The sequence below is a fragment of the Pseudomonas sp. HMSC067G02 genome (assembly GCF_001813485.1).
Taxonomy (GTDB): domain Bacteria; phylum Pseudomonadota; class Gammaproteobacteria; order Pseudomonadales; family Pseudomonadaceae; genus Pseudomonas; species Pseudomonas aeruginosa.
In genome coordinates, this window is sequence record NZ_KV812687.1 from 46107 (window position 1) to 58926 (window position 12820).

Annotated in this window: 15 protein-coding genes; 5 read left to right on the forward strand and 10 right to left on the reverse strand. The window is 60.3% G+C overall.

The genetic code is table 11. The annotated features are described in order from the left end of the window. Nucleotides 1–23: 23 nt before the first annotated feature. From HMPREF2914_RS17425 to HMPREF2914_RS17435, 3 genes are all read right to left on the reverse strand, one after another. Nucleotides 24–1997, reverse strand: a complete 1974-nt coding sequence (locus HMPREF2914_RS17425; protein WP_003134119.1) for a DEAD/DEAH box helicase — start codon at nucleotides 1995–1997, stop codon at nucleotides 24–26. Then, entirely contained in the window at nucleotides 1994–3883 is a 1890-nt protein-coding gene (locus HMPREF2914_RS17430; protein ID WP_033945085.1) for a hypothetical protein, read from the reverse strand. The genes HMPREF2914_RS17425 and HMPREF2914_RS17430 overlap by 4 nt, the downstream gene beginning before the upstream one ends. Before the next feature lie 443 nt (nucleotides 3884–4326). Continuing rightward, nucleotides 4327–5196, reverse strand: coding sequence for a LysR family transcriptional regulator (locus HMPREF2914_RS17435; RefSeq protein ID WP_023094849.1), 870 nt, complete (start codon nucleotides 5194–5196; stop codon nucleotides 4327–4329). Between the two features lie 121 nt (nucleotides 5197–5317). Between HMPREF2914_RS17435 and HMPREF2914_RS17440 the strand changes: the two genes are divergently transcribed. Next, nucleotides 5318–5923, forward strand: a complete 606-nt coding sequence (locus HMPREF2914_RS17440) for a LysE family translocator (RefSeq protein WP_033945032.1) — start codon at nucleotides 5318–5320, stop codon at nucleotides 5921–5923. A 116-nt stretch (nucleotides 5924–6039) separates the two neighbouring features. On the opposite strand, the gene HMPREF2914_RS17445 is transcribed toward HMPREF2914_RS17440, so the two are convergent. Both HMPREF2914_RS17445 and topA read right to left on the reverse strand, forming a co-directional pair. After that, on the reverse strand, nucleotides 6040–6786 hold the full coding sequence (locus tag HMPREF2914_RS17445; protein ID WP_058199490.1) for a hypothetical protein: 747 nt from the start codon (nucleotides 6784–6786) through the stop codon (nucleotides 6040–6042). A 13-nt stretch (nucleotides 6787–6799) separates the two neighbouring features. Continuing rightward, the gene (topA, locus tag HMPREF2914_RS17450) at nucleotides 6800–8719 is read right to left on the reverse strand and encodes a type I DNA topoisomerase (protein WP_033945040.1); all 1920 of its coding nucleotides are present in this window, start codon (nucleotides 8717–8719) and stop codon (nucleotides 6800–6802) included. 305 nt (nucleotides 8720–9024) lie between these two features. On the opposite strand from topA, the gene vapB reads away from it, so the two are divergent. Genes vapB through HMPREF2914_RS17470 form a run of 4 tightly spaced genes read left to right on the forward strand, consistent with a single transcriptional unit; the run spans nucleotide 9025 to nucleotide 10122 of the window. Continuing rightward, complete coding sequence (vapB, locus tag HMPREF2914_RS17455) at nucleotides 9025–9267, forward strand: type II toxin-antitoxin system VapB family antitoxin (protein WP_168928567.1); 243 nt, start codon at nucleotides 9025–9027, stop codon at nucleotides 9265–9267. Next, a complete protein-coding gene (gene vapC / locus HMPREF2914_RS17460) occupies nucleotides 9267–9677 on the forward strand; it encodes a type II toxin-antitoxin system tRNA(fMet)-specific endonuclease VapC (RefSeq protein WP_033945041.1) in 411 nt (136 codons plus the stop codon). The genes vapB and vapC overlap by 1 nt, the downstream gene beginning before the upstream one ends. 15 nt (nucleotides 9678–9692) lie before the next feature. After that, nucleotides 9693–9887, forward strand: a complete 195-nt coding sequence (locus HMPREF2914_RS17465; RefSeq protein ID WP_023094845.1) for a hypothetical protein — start codon at nucleotides 9693–9695, stop codon at nucleotides 9885–9887. A gap of 16 nt (nucleotides 9888–9903) precedes the next feature. After that, nucleotides 9904–10122, forward strand: coding sequence for a hypothetical protein (locus HMPREF2914_RS17470; protein ID WP_033945042.1), 219 nt, complete (start codon nucleotides 9904–9906; stop codon nucleotides 10120–10122). Between the two features lie 65 nt (nucleotides 10123–10187). Here the strand turns inward: HMPREF2914_RS17470 and crpP are convergent, their stop codons facing one another. The 5 genes from crpP to HMPREF2914_RS17490 form a co-directional block, all read right to left on the reverse strand. Next, the gene (gene crpP / locus HMPREF2914_RS31745) at nucleotides 10188–10385 is read right to left on the reverse strand and encodes an ICE-associated protein CrpP (RefSeq protein WP_031644039.1); all 198 of its coding nucleotides are present in this window, start codon (nucleotides 10383–10385) and stop codon (nucleotides 10188–10190) included. Nucleotides 10386–10598: 213 nt separating this feature from the next. Continuing rightward, nucleotides 10599–10793 (reverse strand): hypothetical protein, encoded by a 195-nt coding sequence (locus HMPREF2914_RS17475; RefSeq protein WP_033945044.1) that lies wholly within the window; start codon nucleotides 10791–10793, stop codon nucleotides 10599–10601. 103 nt (nucleotides 10794–10896) lie between these two features. Then, nucleotides 10897–11385 (reverse strand): single-stranded DNA-binding protein, encoded by a 489-nt coding sequence (locus HMPREF2914_RS17480; RefSeq protein ID WP_003134107.1) that lies wholly within the window; start codon nucleotides 11383–11385, stop codon nucleotides 10897–10899. 13 nt (nucleotides 11386–11398) lie between these two features. Then, nucleotides 11399–11932 carry a DUF3158 family protein gene (locus tag HMPREF2914_RS17485; protein WP_003134105.1) on the reverse strand — a complete coding sequence of 178 codons (534 nt, stop codon included), beginning with the start codon at nucleotides 11930–11932 and terminating at the stop codon, nucleotides 11399–11401. A gap of 5 nt (nucleotides 11933–11937) precedes the next feature. After that, the gene (locus HMPREF2914_RS17490) at nucleotides 11938–12666 is read right to left on the reverse strand and encodes a PFL_4669 family integrating conjugative element protein (RefSeq protein ID WP_031275718.1); all 729 of its coding nucleotides are present in this window, start codon (nucleotides 12664–12666) and stop codon (nucleotides 11938–11940) included. Nucleotides 12667–12820 lie beyond the last annotated feature (154 nt).

Consider the following 12820-nt stretch of genomic DNA (forward strand, 5'->3'; position numbering starts at 1 on the left):
CTCGGCGGAGGATCAGGGCTTTTTTATCCAGTTAGGCTTGCGGCTAAAAGCGCGCGGTTTCCGTCGACCTGCTCGGGCTCGATGAGGTCCTGGGCAACCTGGCGTTTCGCGTTGAGCAGTTGCCACAGTTGCTCGTCGATCGTGGCCTCGACCAGTGGGATTTTCACCACGACCATGCGGAGCTGGCCGTTTCGGTACGCGCGGTCTTCGGCTTGTTCCTGCTGACCGGGAGTCCAGGGCAGGCCGAGGAAAAACACGTAGTTCGCCGCAGTGAGGTTGTTGCCCGTCCCTGCGGCCGCCGTAGTGCAGATGAACACTCGGCAGTCGGGATCCTGCTGGAAGCGATCGATCGCCTTCTGCCGCTTGGTGAGCGAGTCATTGCCCACCAGCGTGACGCAGCCGAGCCCGGCCTGCTCGCAGAGTTCCTTCAGCGCAGCCACGGTCGGCTTGAACTCGCAGAACAGGATCACCTTGTCCTCGGCGTCGAGCTCGCTCAACAGGTCCATCGCCACGCGAACCTTCACCGTTTCCAGGTAACGCCGCAGCGCGCCGAGTCGCGCGAAGACCGGTCGGTCCTCGAGGCGCAGCATCTCGTACTGCTGGCGTTCCTCGCTGGAGAGAGCCACCTTCAGCAACTGCCGCTGCTTGCCCTTGAGGCTGGGCAGCACATCTTTGCGCCTGCGCAGCATCCAGTCACCCAGCTCCGCCCGCAGACTCTGGCGGAACCCCGGGTTGCCGGCGAAACGGTCGCAGAACTCTTTCAGCGGCAGTTGGCCGATGGGGTGGCCTGAGAGGCGCAGCAGGGTGTGCAGCTCGGTCTCGCGGTTGAGCACCGGCGTGCCGGTAAGCAGGTAGCGGTTCGGCACTTGGGCGGCAATGTCGAAACCGTGCCGCGTGCATTGCGCCGTCGGTTCCTTCATCCGTTGCGCCTCGTCGATGACCATCACGGCGAAGCGCGAAGCGTTGGCGACGAGAGGGCTCAACTGCTCGTAGTTGACGAGTATCCACTGCGCCTCTGGGGTGTCCTGCTGGATGGCCACGGTGGCCGAGGGATAGACCTCCTGGATCTCCCGCTGCCAATTGATCAGCAGGGTGGCCAGGGTGATGACCAGAATTGGTCTGCCCGCCGCGCGGATCGAAGCGGCGATGACCGCCTGGCGGGTCTTGCCCAGTCCCATGTCGTCGGCCAGTAAGGCGCTGGTCCTCTGCAGCAGATGAGCGATGCCGTCAGGCTGGTGGGCCAGTAGTGAGTAGCCCTGGAGCGCCGCCTCGATATCAGCCGAGCTGTACTCGGTGCGCTCGATCTCCGGCACCGCGGCGAGGTAGATGTCAGAGGCTGACTCGTCCTCCAGGGATGGCGCTGCCGGTTCCTGCTGTGGACCGCCGATGCTCATGCTGGGCAGCTCGGTCGACGGCGCGAAGCTGCCGTCGCTGAGCAGCTCCTGGACAGTATCCAGAATCTCGAATTGTTCCTCGGCGAGGCCAAGCTCCAGAATCAGGTTGCTTCGGAGCAGCTCGGGAGTGGTGTCGATGCGCCAGGAGCTCGATGGGCGCAGGAATACCCCGCGCATCCGCCGAGCCACCGCCACCACACCAGGATGGAACTCGCCTGACAGTAGGACGCCTCCCTCGGCCAGGGGCGCGATGCGCAGCAGCATCCCCCAGGTGAAGACCTGTCGGTCAAGCGAGGCCTGCGCGGATTCGACCAAGGAGCTGAACTCCCGCCAGGACTGGGAGTGAAGGCCTCCAGCGAGCTCGGCGAGACGGTTGTACAGAGTGTCCAGTTCAGGCAGCAGCTTGCCCTTGGGGACCCGCCAGTAGCGGTGCAACGGATGCTCCCGGGCGCTGATGAAGAAGCCGGATAGCTCCAGCAGCGCGCGGTTGCTGCCTGCGATATAGGGGATCTTCAAGCCGAAGTCGTAGCCGTCGAAGATCGCCCGCTGCAGAAGCGTCGAACGTGTCGCGGAGGTACGGTTGATCAGGCGTGGACGGTTCATCGGTCTTCCAACCGAGTGAGCAGCCACTTCGCCGTGGCTTCGGCGAGGCCCGCCTTCCAGCGGCCATTGGCGAAGCGCGTCATGTGGACGGTCATGTCGGGCCAGTTCAGGTTCGTCGCTATGGCTCCCGAGCGAATCCGTTCCATGAACCAGCGGTATGCCTGGCCGGCAGGCGAGTCTGTCGGCACGGGGGCATTATCGAATTCGCGCAGTTGCACCGTGGAAAGGTGCTTGGGATTCCAGGGCCTACCTATAGGCTCGCCATGCTCACGCCTGAGCTCCAATTCGGCAGAGGCCAGCGGACGACCAGCCTCACGTACTGAGAGCAGTCGGCAGTCTCCTCGGTAGGCGGCCTGGTCGTAGCTATCGATGCAATGTGCCAGAGCGATATGTTCGGCATAGAGGTCGGCAGGACAGCGGAGCTCGACGATCTGCAGGCCATTAGGGCAATCGATAAGGCCGACAGACAGCATTCCCTCCCAGGTGGTGTACTCGTCGGTGTCGATCAGATCGGGCAGGCTGCTCTGCACTGCGGTACGCAGCTCCCTCTGGACCTGGTGGTAGTCGTCCACCAGGTTGCCAGCCTGTCGGTAGGTACAATGACCCAGATACGCTTTCAGGGCGCTGCGCGCCTGCCAAACAACCTGTGAGTTCCCCTGGTCGAGGGCGGAATAGAACTCCTTGATGTCGCTCAGCCGTGCAGTGATTGCAAGCCATGCCGGATCCTGCCAATCCGACGGGCAGCCGTTGAAGAGACGGTTGTAGTCGGGCTTGGCATTGTGAATTTGCCAGGGGATCGCATTATAGGCGGCATAGAATGCTGTCCATTGAGCGCGAGTGATCGGCCGCCGGTTACCTAGCGATGCAGCCAGTAGGAGAGCATGCCAACCCGAATATCGGCCTTCCCGTTTGCGATGGAAGAGAGCTCCTCCCGCACGGCCGGGGCTGACGTGACTAAGAAATCGAATCGAGGCCCGCGGCGCCTGAAATAGCCAGGCGAAAAAGTTGATGACCGAAATCCCTTCGTCCGCGACCTGCCCCAGAATACGGCCCATATCGAGGTACAAGTCGCATGGCATGGCGGCGGCCTGCGGTCGTTCACTGTCGAGCAGGGAAAAGGGGCAAGGAAGGTAATGGCGGATGCTCTCGCCGTTGTCATTGGTCGTCGTGTAGGGCCAGACTCCCTCCTCGCAATCCACCAGTAGTGGCGTCAAGACCGGCTGAGCCTTCAACATTTGTAGCCGGCGCACTTGGTCGCCTTGAGCGAGCCAGTTGTAGAGCTGGGGCGAGAGGCACCGAACCGAGCGGATGGCGAACAGCAGGTCTTGGTCCAGGGACTGTCTGAAGGTTCGCAAGACCGCTCCGATCTGCTTCAAGTAGAACTGGTGCCTTGGCGCGTAGTAGCGCTTGTTCCTGTGGCTCGGATACACGAGGCGATGTTGAAGTCCGAGATCGTCCCTGGCCATCTGTGTGGCTAGGTCGTGCGCTCGCTTTGTGTATGAGCTGAGTACAGCAACTGCGTCGTCGAACTTTTGAAGGCGCTGTAGCAGCTTCAAGGCCCCTGCTGGAGACGGCGTGCTTGCCGGGATACGATGGGCAGGCTTGCACTCCCACGCACCGATCAGTTGACCGTCGAATACCTGGAGCAGCGGCCCTGCACGCATGATGGTATAACGCACACCGTTGTCAGCCGCGACGGTGATGCACCAGCACCTGCTCGTAGATGTGCTGCGCAGGTAGTGACGGATGAACTTGGTTCGAGCTGTCCCTACGAGGGAGAAATGCGTTGCCCAGGTGTTGGCGACGGCGAGCTGCCGCTCGCTGTAGCGGGCCAGGGATGGATCCTGTAGCGGCCTGCTAGGGGGGGCGTTGTCGAGTGGTGCCACGCGCATGCTCCTGTGTAAGCGAGCAGCACTGTGGCTGGTCGGTGTGCTACGGATCGATGGGAAATGTTCAGTTCAGAGGGGGGGATTTCTCACCTCTACGGGGCTTGGAGCATTAAGTACGTGCTCAGTGAAATCACCAAGAACAGAAGGGCGAATATGCCGAAAACTGTGCCTTTCATCGCTCTGGCCTCAAAGAGAACCCCCGACAAGCCTGGGTGCGGGGGCAGGCTTGTCGGAGGTGAGGAACACGCCGCGTATAAACAGCGTGTATGAGTGAGGGTAGCTGGCTGACATAATGGTGCAAGGCTGATGGCGAAATAGCACTGCACTTGACTATCCGTTTGCATTCGTTCTGACCACCGACTGCATCGGATTTGGCCAGAACGGTTTGAAACCATTATCGGCAGCAACCGGCCAGGAGTGGACGTTGGTCGAACTAGGTGTCATCCAGTTGGTGATGAGGAAAGCGTTCTAATCAGGAAGCTCCTGAGACTGGCCACTGCCTTGGAGCCCTGCGATGCCTTGCTGCGATAGACGGCAACGTCCATGGACTCCAGCGGTCCCAGATCGTGTTCCCGCCCCAGAATCTGAAGGTGGGTCGGCACGGTGCAGCGTGTCAGTACTGCCACCGCGATGCCGCTCTCAACGGCAGCGATCTGCCCCGCCAGACTCGAACTGTTGTAAACGACTTTGTATCGACGGCCTTGCCGGGCCAGAGAATCCACGGCGCATCGACGTGCGAGGCTGGCCGACTCGTAGACCGCAATGGGCAATGGATCGCGTCGCCACAGATCGAACTGCGCGGAACCCACCCAGACCATGGGCTCCTGGAAAAGGAAAGCGCCCCGCCGTGGGTTGTCGCGCGAAACCAATGCCAGATCCAGGTCGCCACTCATCACGCGGGGGATAAGTGCGGTCGATTGTTCGCAGCTCAACTCGATCTCGACGCCACCGTGCCGTGGTGCAAAACGTTTCAAGACCGGCGTGAGGTAGTGCGCCGCATAGTCCTCCGCGACACCCAGGCGAATTTTCCCGGTAAGCTCCTCGCCCCAGAAGGCAGCCTGGGTCTCGGCGTGCAACGCTAGCATCCGTCGGGCGTAGCCCAGCAGCGTCTGCCCGTCCTCAGTCAATTCAAGATGCCGTGGCCCCCGGCTCAGCACCTGGCGACCGAGCGCCGCCTCCAGCTTCTTGAGCTGCATGCTCACAGCGGATTGCGACCGGTGCACCTCAGTGGCGGCGCTGGACAGAGAGCCCGTATCAACCGCCGCAACGAAGCACTTCAGCCAATCGATCTGTAGATCCCGAGGCGACATCTGCATAGCTCCTGCATTCGATAAACGAATAGCTGATTGCTAGATTATGCGCTTTTCGTCCAGCCAAAGTCTTTGCATGATCCACTGGCGCGCCGCCGGCGGAATTAATCCTGGAGATTTCATGCACTTCGATACCTGGCTGTTCTATCTGCTGACGTGCTGTGGCATCTCGGTCGTCCCCGGCCCCAACGCGCTGCTCGTTCTCACCCACGGCGCGCTTCATGGCAACCGCAAGACGCTTTTCACGATTACCGGTGGCGTCATCGGCTTCATCGCCATGATCGCGCTGTGTGTGCTCGGCCTGGGCGCACTGCTGAAGGCATCGATGCTCTGGCTGACCGTTCTGAAGGTTGTCGGTGGGCTCTATCTCATCTGGCTTGGCGTCAACATCTGGCGTTCGGAGCCAGTGACCCTCTCCCTGGGCGATCTTTCCAACTCGAGCCGGTGGTCGCTATTTCGTCAGGGGCTGCTGTCCGCCATTTCCAACCCCAAAGCGCTGCTGCTGTTCACCGCATTCATCACGCCCTTTATCGATTCGCAGCAGAATCTTCTGCTCCAGACGATAGTCATGGCACTGACCTATGCAGTGGTGGAGTTCGCGGTGGAGTTCGGTGTAGCCAGCGCCGCCAATCGCGTGCGCCCCTGGTTGGCACGAGCGGGGCGGCGTTTCAATCGAGTGTGTGGTGGATTCTTTGTGGCCTTTGGTGCGCTACTGCCTATTCGCTAGGCAAGCAACCGTCCGCTTTGCGTCGCTCTCTGCTGGTCAGATCCGATGCAAATGCTTGGTCAAGTCGAATGCAATCAGGCGGTCAAGTAAGCGCAATTGCGCAACTGATCAGTAACTCAGCCCGAAATAAGCAATTTCAGTCGTGTTTTCCAATCCCGTGATTGCCCTTCAGACGGCTTTCCCCGCATGAGGTTGATTAGTTGCTCCCGCGCCTGGGCTTCGTTCAGAGAAATTTCCACCTGGGTCTTGAGGTTCAACCAGTTCAATGTGGTCTGGTAAGTATCCATCTTCCAGCCAGCAGTATCTTCCCGACCTAACTGCACGCGCTCCGGATGAATTTGCACAGGCAGACCCTGTAGCAGGAGCAGTTGCCGAAGTTGCCCGTACAGGCGGTAGAAGCTGTCGTTGACCTGGTAGTGGTTGAGCGTCACGTCGTGAAGCTGGCTTTTCTGCTGTTCGGCCAGGAAGAATCGGGCAATACAGGTGCGGTGGTTGCCGTCGGAGCCGACGTAGAAGCTCAAGCCATCGAGCGTGTTGTAGTGGATCGCGGGCCTGCGCTCCGTTGGCTGCAGGTAGTAGCTCGGGTTGTCCAGCAAGGCCTGCAGGTTTCGCTGCATTCGCTTGCCGCCAGTGAGGAAGTCGAGCCAGGACTTTCCTTGGTAATCCCAATGGTCCGTACCCACGACGCGGAACACATTGATCGATCCCGTCTCGGTCCAGTAGTGGCTTTGAAGGAAGGCGTGCTTTTCCTGGGGGTAGGCTTCCTCCCATGAGCGCAGGACCTCTGAGGCCCATGCTGGCGGTTGCTCGACTTGCCTGCGCACGAAGTCGAAATTGAGGTTCCTGTCGGTGCTGGTTTGCATGTTCATGTATTACCTATAGCCCGCGCGGGTTGTCGAAGTCAGGCCGGCCGCTCTTGGTGGGGTAGCTAACCTTGCACCCTATGGTGCGATAGCCGCTGCAACCCCAGAAGTCGAAGCCGCCCTTGCCGGCTTTCTTGCGGTGAACCAGGGGCAGACCGCACTTGCCGCAAAGGAAGTCGCTGGTCGGCGCCGAGGAGATACTGGCGGTGGAGCTTGCGCGTGGTTCGTCCTGTGCGCTGGGGAGCGCGCGGAGTGTCTGCAGCTGTGTCTGTAGTAGCTGGTAGAACTGCTGGACCACGTTCATGTAGGTGTCCTCGCTGTTGGCGATCCGGTCCAAGGCGACCTCGAGGTTGCGGGTGAAGTCGAGGCTGAGGAAGCTGAAGTTGTGCTCCAGGAGCGCGATGGTGGCCTCTCCCAGCTCGCCGGGGATCAGGCTTCGCCCCTTCATCTGCACCTGGCCCTTGTCGATGATGTTCTTCACGATCGAGGCGTAGGAGGATGGCCGACCAATCCCGCGGCGCTTCATCTCGCCCACCAGGCTGGCGTCGGTGAATCGGTTGGGAGGGGTGGTTTTCTTCTCCAGGACCTCGCCGCTGTAGACCTTGAGTATCTGGCCTGACTCCAGCGCCGGGATGGTGTTTGAAGGCCTTTCGTTCTTCTGCTCCTCTGCGTCATCACCCTGCAGCAGTTTTCTCCAGCCAGGCACGTTCAACAGCTTCCCTTTGGCGCCGAAGCGCAGCGGCTTTTTGTCGGGGCCGACGCCCAGGAGGGTGATGGTTCTCACTGCGTACACGGCAGCTTCGATCTGGCTGGCAAGCGCACGAACTCGAATGAGCTGGTACAGGGCCTGCTCATCAGCAGTTTCACCGGCGGTAGCGGCCGTCCAATCGGTAGGGGTGATGGCGGGGTGGCCCTCTTGGGCGTCCTGGTCAGCCTTGAACATCCGCTGTTGCTCAACACACTTCAGCCCCAATGCCTTGGCGACAGCACGGATATCCGGCATGGAGTCCTTCGAAATATTGGGGTTGTCCGTCCGGTGGTAGGTGATGAGCCCCTGTTCATACAGCCGCTGGGCGATCTTCATCGTCTTGTCGGGTGACCACTTCAGCGCATTCCCGGCGGCCATCTGGAGCGAGGAGGAGATGAACGGTGCCGGAGGCGTATCGGTTTCTTCGCCATCGATGCAGGTCTCGACGATGACATTGCGTATAGCCCCCACCAGTTCTGCGAGTTGACGATCCTGGACATACGGGAACTCCTTGCTGGCAAACGTGGGCACTGGATCCCACTCCGCCTTCCAGGTGCGGCCGTCGCTGGGCGAAACGAAGGCCAGTTCCACCCCGAAGTGCTTGATTGCTGTGAAGGCGCGAATCTCCCGCTCTCGCAGGACTACCAGGTACACCGCGACGGACTGCACGCGCCCGGCGGTGGTTGGCCTGCCCATCACGCGCCGCAGCTCTGGCGTGACCAGATACCCCACCAGGCGATCGATGACGCGACGGCATTCCTGCGAGGCGACCTTCGGGAGGTCCAGACGGCGCGGCGAGTTGAGCTCGGCGCTGATGCACGACTTGGTGATTTCCTTGAAGGCAACGCGCTTGTAGTTCTTGATCCCGGCAGCCTGGAGGATGTGCCAGCCGATGCTTTCGCCTTCGCGATCCGGGTCGGATGCGACGTAGATCTCCAGCGCTTTCTGCTGCAGCTCCTTCAGCCGTGCAACGGTTTTTTCCTTGCCCGAGAGGATCTGGTAGTGCGGTTTGAAATCCTGGCCCACGCCGACGGTGAGCATCTGCGGATCCTGGCCGTGAACGGGGAGGTCTCTGATGTGGCCGGCTGTCGCCTCGACCTGCCAGGTCACGTCGGGACGAATCGAGGGTAGAAGGGACCTCAGCTTTTTCAGCTTGCCCGGGGCTTCAATGATTACGAGGTGCATCGGCGGAATCTCTCGGAACAGTCGGTCGAACTGTCGCGATCAGAGAGCTGGCCAACAATGCGAAATGGACGGTGCGCTGTTGCAGTTTTCGGGAGGAGCTGAAGGGTAACGTCATCAGAAGTCGAGCTGCTGTTGCTGCTCCTGGGCAACGTGCACACCTGCCTGGACCATTCCAAGACCTAGCTTGGCTTGTGTCAGGACGCCATTCGGCGGGCCTTCGAGGTCGCGTTATAAAGCCATTGTCGTATATCCCATTGACATATCCCGAGAGGTGAATACTATGGGATATACGTTTGATATATCCCATGAGGTGTATCGTGGAACAAGGTTCTGTTTTTCAGAGCAATCGTAGCCAGGCCGTAAGACTGCCCAAGGCCGTCGCGCTTCCTGATGACGTTAAGCGTGTGGATGTGGTCGCTGTGGGGCGCGCCAGAATCATCACGCCTGCCGGTGAGTCTTGGGATAGCTGGTTCGATGGCGAGGGCGTTACTGCCGACTTTATGGCAGAGCGTGAACAGCCTGCCGATCAGGAGCGCGAGACTTTCTGATGCTCAAGTTCATGCTTGACACCAACATCTGCATCTTCACCATCAAAAAACGTCCGCAAGAGGTGCGCGAGGCGTTCCTGCGCCATCACGACCAGATGTGCATCAGCACCGTGACGCTGATGGAGCTGATCTACGGCGCAGAGAAGTCCTCGAACCCCTCGCGCAATCTTGCAGACGTGGAAGGCTTCGCTGCTCGTCTGGAGGTGCTCAAGTACGACCAGGACGCTGCCGCCCACACCGGCCAGCTCCGCGCTGAACTGGCCCGCCTCGGCAAGCAAATCGGCCCCTATGACCAGATGATCGCCGGGCACGCCCGCTCTCAGGGCCTGATCGTGGTCACCAATAACCGCCGCGAGTTCGACCGCGTACCCGGCTTGAGAGTTGAGGATTGGGTCACCCCAATCGTATAGCCGAGGAAAACAGGAGTGGACAAGTTCACAAGCGTGCCCGAGATCGAAGGCCTGTTTTGGCACTTCGAGAACGGTGTCTCCGAGCCTCTCCCGGTGCTGATCAACCGGGCGAAGTGGGGAAGGAAATTCAAATCGCTCAACGGCGCTGAGCAGTCTTGGCTCCGTGACGGCGAGTATCTGGTTGGCCCGCAGCCCACTCCGGCTGCTTAGTAACGAGGAAACCAGCATGGCTACAAAGGATCACGAATTCACAGTAGGCAAAGGACAAACTATCTGGGCCGGAAAGTCCCACTACCCCGACCTAGTGCGTTTAGTTGTTCCGAAGGATCAAGCAGTTGCCCTGGCACATAAGATTCTCCGCGCCTATGAGCTGGCCCGTCCCGAAGACATGTACTTGGATGAAATCCCCCTCTACGGGGAGTTGGAACCCCTGGGCGACGAATAAGTAGGACAAATGTCCATCTGCCAGGTCTCGCCGGGAAGAACCGAGAGGAAAAGGGAGCTCAGCTTTCAGAAATCGAGCTGTTGTTGCTGCTCCTGGGCAAACCCTTTCAACCAGGACGCCCGCATCGCAGGATGACTGTAGGGGCAGTCGAACACCCGTAGCCCTTTCCGCGCGGCCTCAGCACCAATAGCCCGTACAGTCCGGTGGGGATCGTTGAAGTGTCGTCTGTCCAGCTTGTCGGTATCAGTCGCTCTCTTTGACACACTGCACCTCGTACTGGTCGAGATTTCCGATTCGGAAGCCCTTGCCACCAGAGACTTCACGAATGGGCGGCCAAAATTAAGGATGCTGGTCTATCAGCTTTTGCCGGCATAACTGTTCATTGCGGTTGCTCCAGTCGCTGGAATGCTTGTCGAGGCTGCGGGCGGCGAAGAGAGGTTCTTGCCACCTGCAACTTCACGAGTGGGCGCGGAAAATTAAGACCGGCGTTTCACCGTCGCGTCGGCAATGCCTTGGGCCATCCTGATGAAGGATGCGCGATCTTCTTCCTCCATAAGCGCCATGCACTTCAGAACTGATATCTCGTCGGCGCTGAGGGGCTGCCTGGTCAACGGCTCATCGCGATCCCGAAATGAGCAATGTGAGCCTGCTTGGTCATCTTTGCTGTTCATGGCGGAGTTTCCTGCGGGGGGCTTTGTCGAAGCTGCGGGTGGCGAAGAGTGGTGCTTGCCACCCGCAGCTTCACGAATGGGCGGCCAAAAATTAAGCCGCCTGCTACATGGGGATGTCGTCGTCGAAGGCGCTGTCGTAGTCCTGCTGCGATTGCGCATCCTGCTGAGCAGGTTGCTGCGGGACGTTCCGAGACTGTTGATGCTGGGTCGATTGGCCGTTGGTAGACGGCAACAGGGTGACCTCGGCCAGGCGATGCGGAAGGATGGAAATGCGTGAGGCTTCGACCTTCAGCGCCTGGACTTCTTCGCCTGACTCTTTGTCCGGCCAGCGGTCCATAATGGCCCTGCCTTCGACCTTGACGCGCATACCTTTCGTGAACAGTTCGGCGAAGCGCTGGGCATCCTGATGCCACCATTCGACGCTGCACCAGAAGCCGCCGCGATCCTTGTAGCCACCTTGGCCATCGGGAATCGAGTTGTCGAACATCACGTTCAGTCGCAGCAACTGCCGCGGGGGATTGTTGCCGTTGGGGAAGCTGCGGTGCTCCGGCGCCGAGCCAATGTTGCCTTCCCAGAAGACGGGGGTAGCCATGATGAATCTCCAGTCAGTGGTGGTTGGTGCTCTGCTGCAGTCGGCCCATGAACTCGGCCTCGGCCTGGCCCATCTTTTCCGCGCACTCTGCGGCCTGCTTGCCGATGGAGTGGATCAGGCTGATCTGCATGTTGAGGGTGATGCGCTGCAGCTCCATCTCGTAGAGGTCTTGCAGCAGGTATTCCGGGGTCTTGTCCTGGCGCAGCATTTCCGTCCACACCCCGACGCCCATCCGCCGGGATGCAATGTGCTGCCAGCGAAGAAAGGTTGTGCGGGCGGATGTGCGCTGCTCGATGAGTCGGGTGGGCAGTAGAGTGAAGGGGGGGCGACGAACCTGGGCCAGCAGTCCCTGGGCAAGTTCCAGTAATCCCTGCTCCAGGGCTTCGCACTGTTCCGCCAACTGGGCCAGCTCCCCCTTACCTTTAAAAGGCTTTAAAAGGCCTTTTAGTGAGGCACTGTGTTGCAGCGCCTGGAAGGCAGTTTGTTGCAGTGGGCGGAAGGCACTTTGTTGCAGAGCGCCTTGCTGGTCCTTATCGGGCTGCCGCATTCCGATCAGTCCTCAAGCTCGACACGGTCAGCGTCATCATCGGCATCACTGTCAGAGCGGCCCCGGGTGATCGGCGGAGCGAAGTTCGAGCGTCGGGTGCCCTCCAGGATGTCCTGCGGGATCTCGCCGAACTTCTCGTACATCTTCCGCGCGGCTTCGGCGCGAGCATTGTTTGCGGCGAAGTCGTCGCGAGTGGCGCCCGTGAACTGGTAGCTCTGGGCCAGACCAAAAAGACTGCGCAGCACCGATGCACCTTCGTCGAGCCAGACCTCCATGTCGCGGCGACCGACCAGCCCGACGTGCTGGGCCAGCAGGATTCGACGGGCGAGTTCGTCGTAGTTGGTCAGGAGATAGACTGCCTTGAAGCCGAGAGGGTTGGAGATGAACAACGGGACCTTGACCGGTGTGACGGACAGGTTCTCGGAGATATCGAGGGTCGCGGGCAGCTTGGCCATGACGTCATCCAGTCGCTGGTCGATGGCCTTGAGTGCGGCTTGGCAGCTCTCGACTTTCTCTTCGATCTGAACCAGCCACCAGTCGGAGTACGGATCGTCCTGTGCTGCCCCGCGGTGCATGCGATTCACGTATGCGCAGAAGCCGGAGAGGCCGAGGATGCTGTGCTTGGCATCCGACTTCTGCCGGCCGGTCCAGATGCGGGCGGCGTGATAGGTGTGAAGCGTCAGGGCGACATCGCTGCGGAGAGAGCCGATCTGAAGCCGATGGGTTTCAGCCATGGTGCAGTGTTCCTATATAGGGAAGGGGTTCGGCCACATCGTGCTGATCGGGGTAGGAGCGCGCAGTAGGAAATACATGGTTCGTCGCTGGGGAATTTCCCATGGCGACTCGGAGCAAGGCACCCAGTTCGCCGCCGGCGCCGAGGCCAGGACC

What these genes read in the sequence shown, in the direction of transcription:
- vapC (WP_033945041.1), top strand. Translation starts at nt 9,267, where the DNA reads ATGCTCAAGTTCATGCTTGACACCAACATCTGCATCTTCACCATCAAA.
- HMPREF2914_RS17485 (WP_003134105.1), bottom strand. Translation starts at nt 11,932, where the DNA reads ATGCGGCAGCCCGATAAGGACCAGCAAGGCGCTCTGCAACAAAGTGCC.
- HMPREF2914_RS17435 (WP_023094849.1), bottom strand. Translation starts at nt 5,196, where the DNA reads ATGTCGCCTCGGGATCTACAGATCGATTGGCTGAAGTGCTTCGTTGCG.
- HMPREF2914_RS17490 (WP_031275718.1), bottom strand. Translation starts at nt 12,666, where the DNA reads ATGGCTGAAACCCATCGGCTTCAGATCGGCTCTCTCCGCAGCGATGTC.
- HMPREF2914_RS17425 (WP_003134119.1), bottom strand. Translation starts at nt 1,997, where the DNA reads ATGAACCGTCCACGCCTGATCAACCGTACCTCCGCGACACGTTCGACG.
- topA (WP_033945040.1), bottom strand. Translation starts at nt 8,719, where the DNA reads ATGCACCTCGTAATCATTGAAGCCCCGGGCAAGCTGAAAAAGCTGAGG.
- HMPREF2914_RS17440 (WP_033945032.1), top strand. Translation starts at nt 5,318, where the DNA reads ATGCACTTCGATACCTGGCTGTTCTATCTGCTGACGTGCTGTGGCATC.
- HMPREF2914_RS17475 (WP_033945044.1), bottom strand. Translation starts at nt 10,793, where the DNA reads ATGAACAGCAAAGATGACCAAGCAGGCTCACATTGCTCATTTCGGGAT.
- vapB (WP_168928567.1), top strand. Translation starts at nt 9,025, where the DNA reads ATGAGGTGTATCGTGGAACAAGGTTCTGTTTTTCAGAGCAATCGTAGC.
- HMPREF2914_RS17445 (WP_058199490.1), bottom strand. Translation starts at nt 6,786, where the DNA reads ATGCAAACCAGCACCGACAGGAACCTCAATTTCGACTTCGTGCGCAGG.
- HMPREF2914_RS17470 (WP_033945042.1), top strand. Translation starts at nt 9,904, where the DNA reads ATGGCTACAAAGGATCACGAATTCACAGTAGGCAAAGGACAAACTATC.
- HMPREF2914_RS17480 (WP_003134107.1), bottom strand. Translation starts at nt 11,385, where the DNA reads ATGGCTACCCCCGTCTTCTGGGAAGGCAACATTGGCTCGGCGCCGGAG.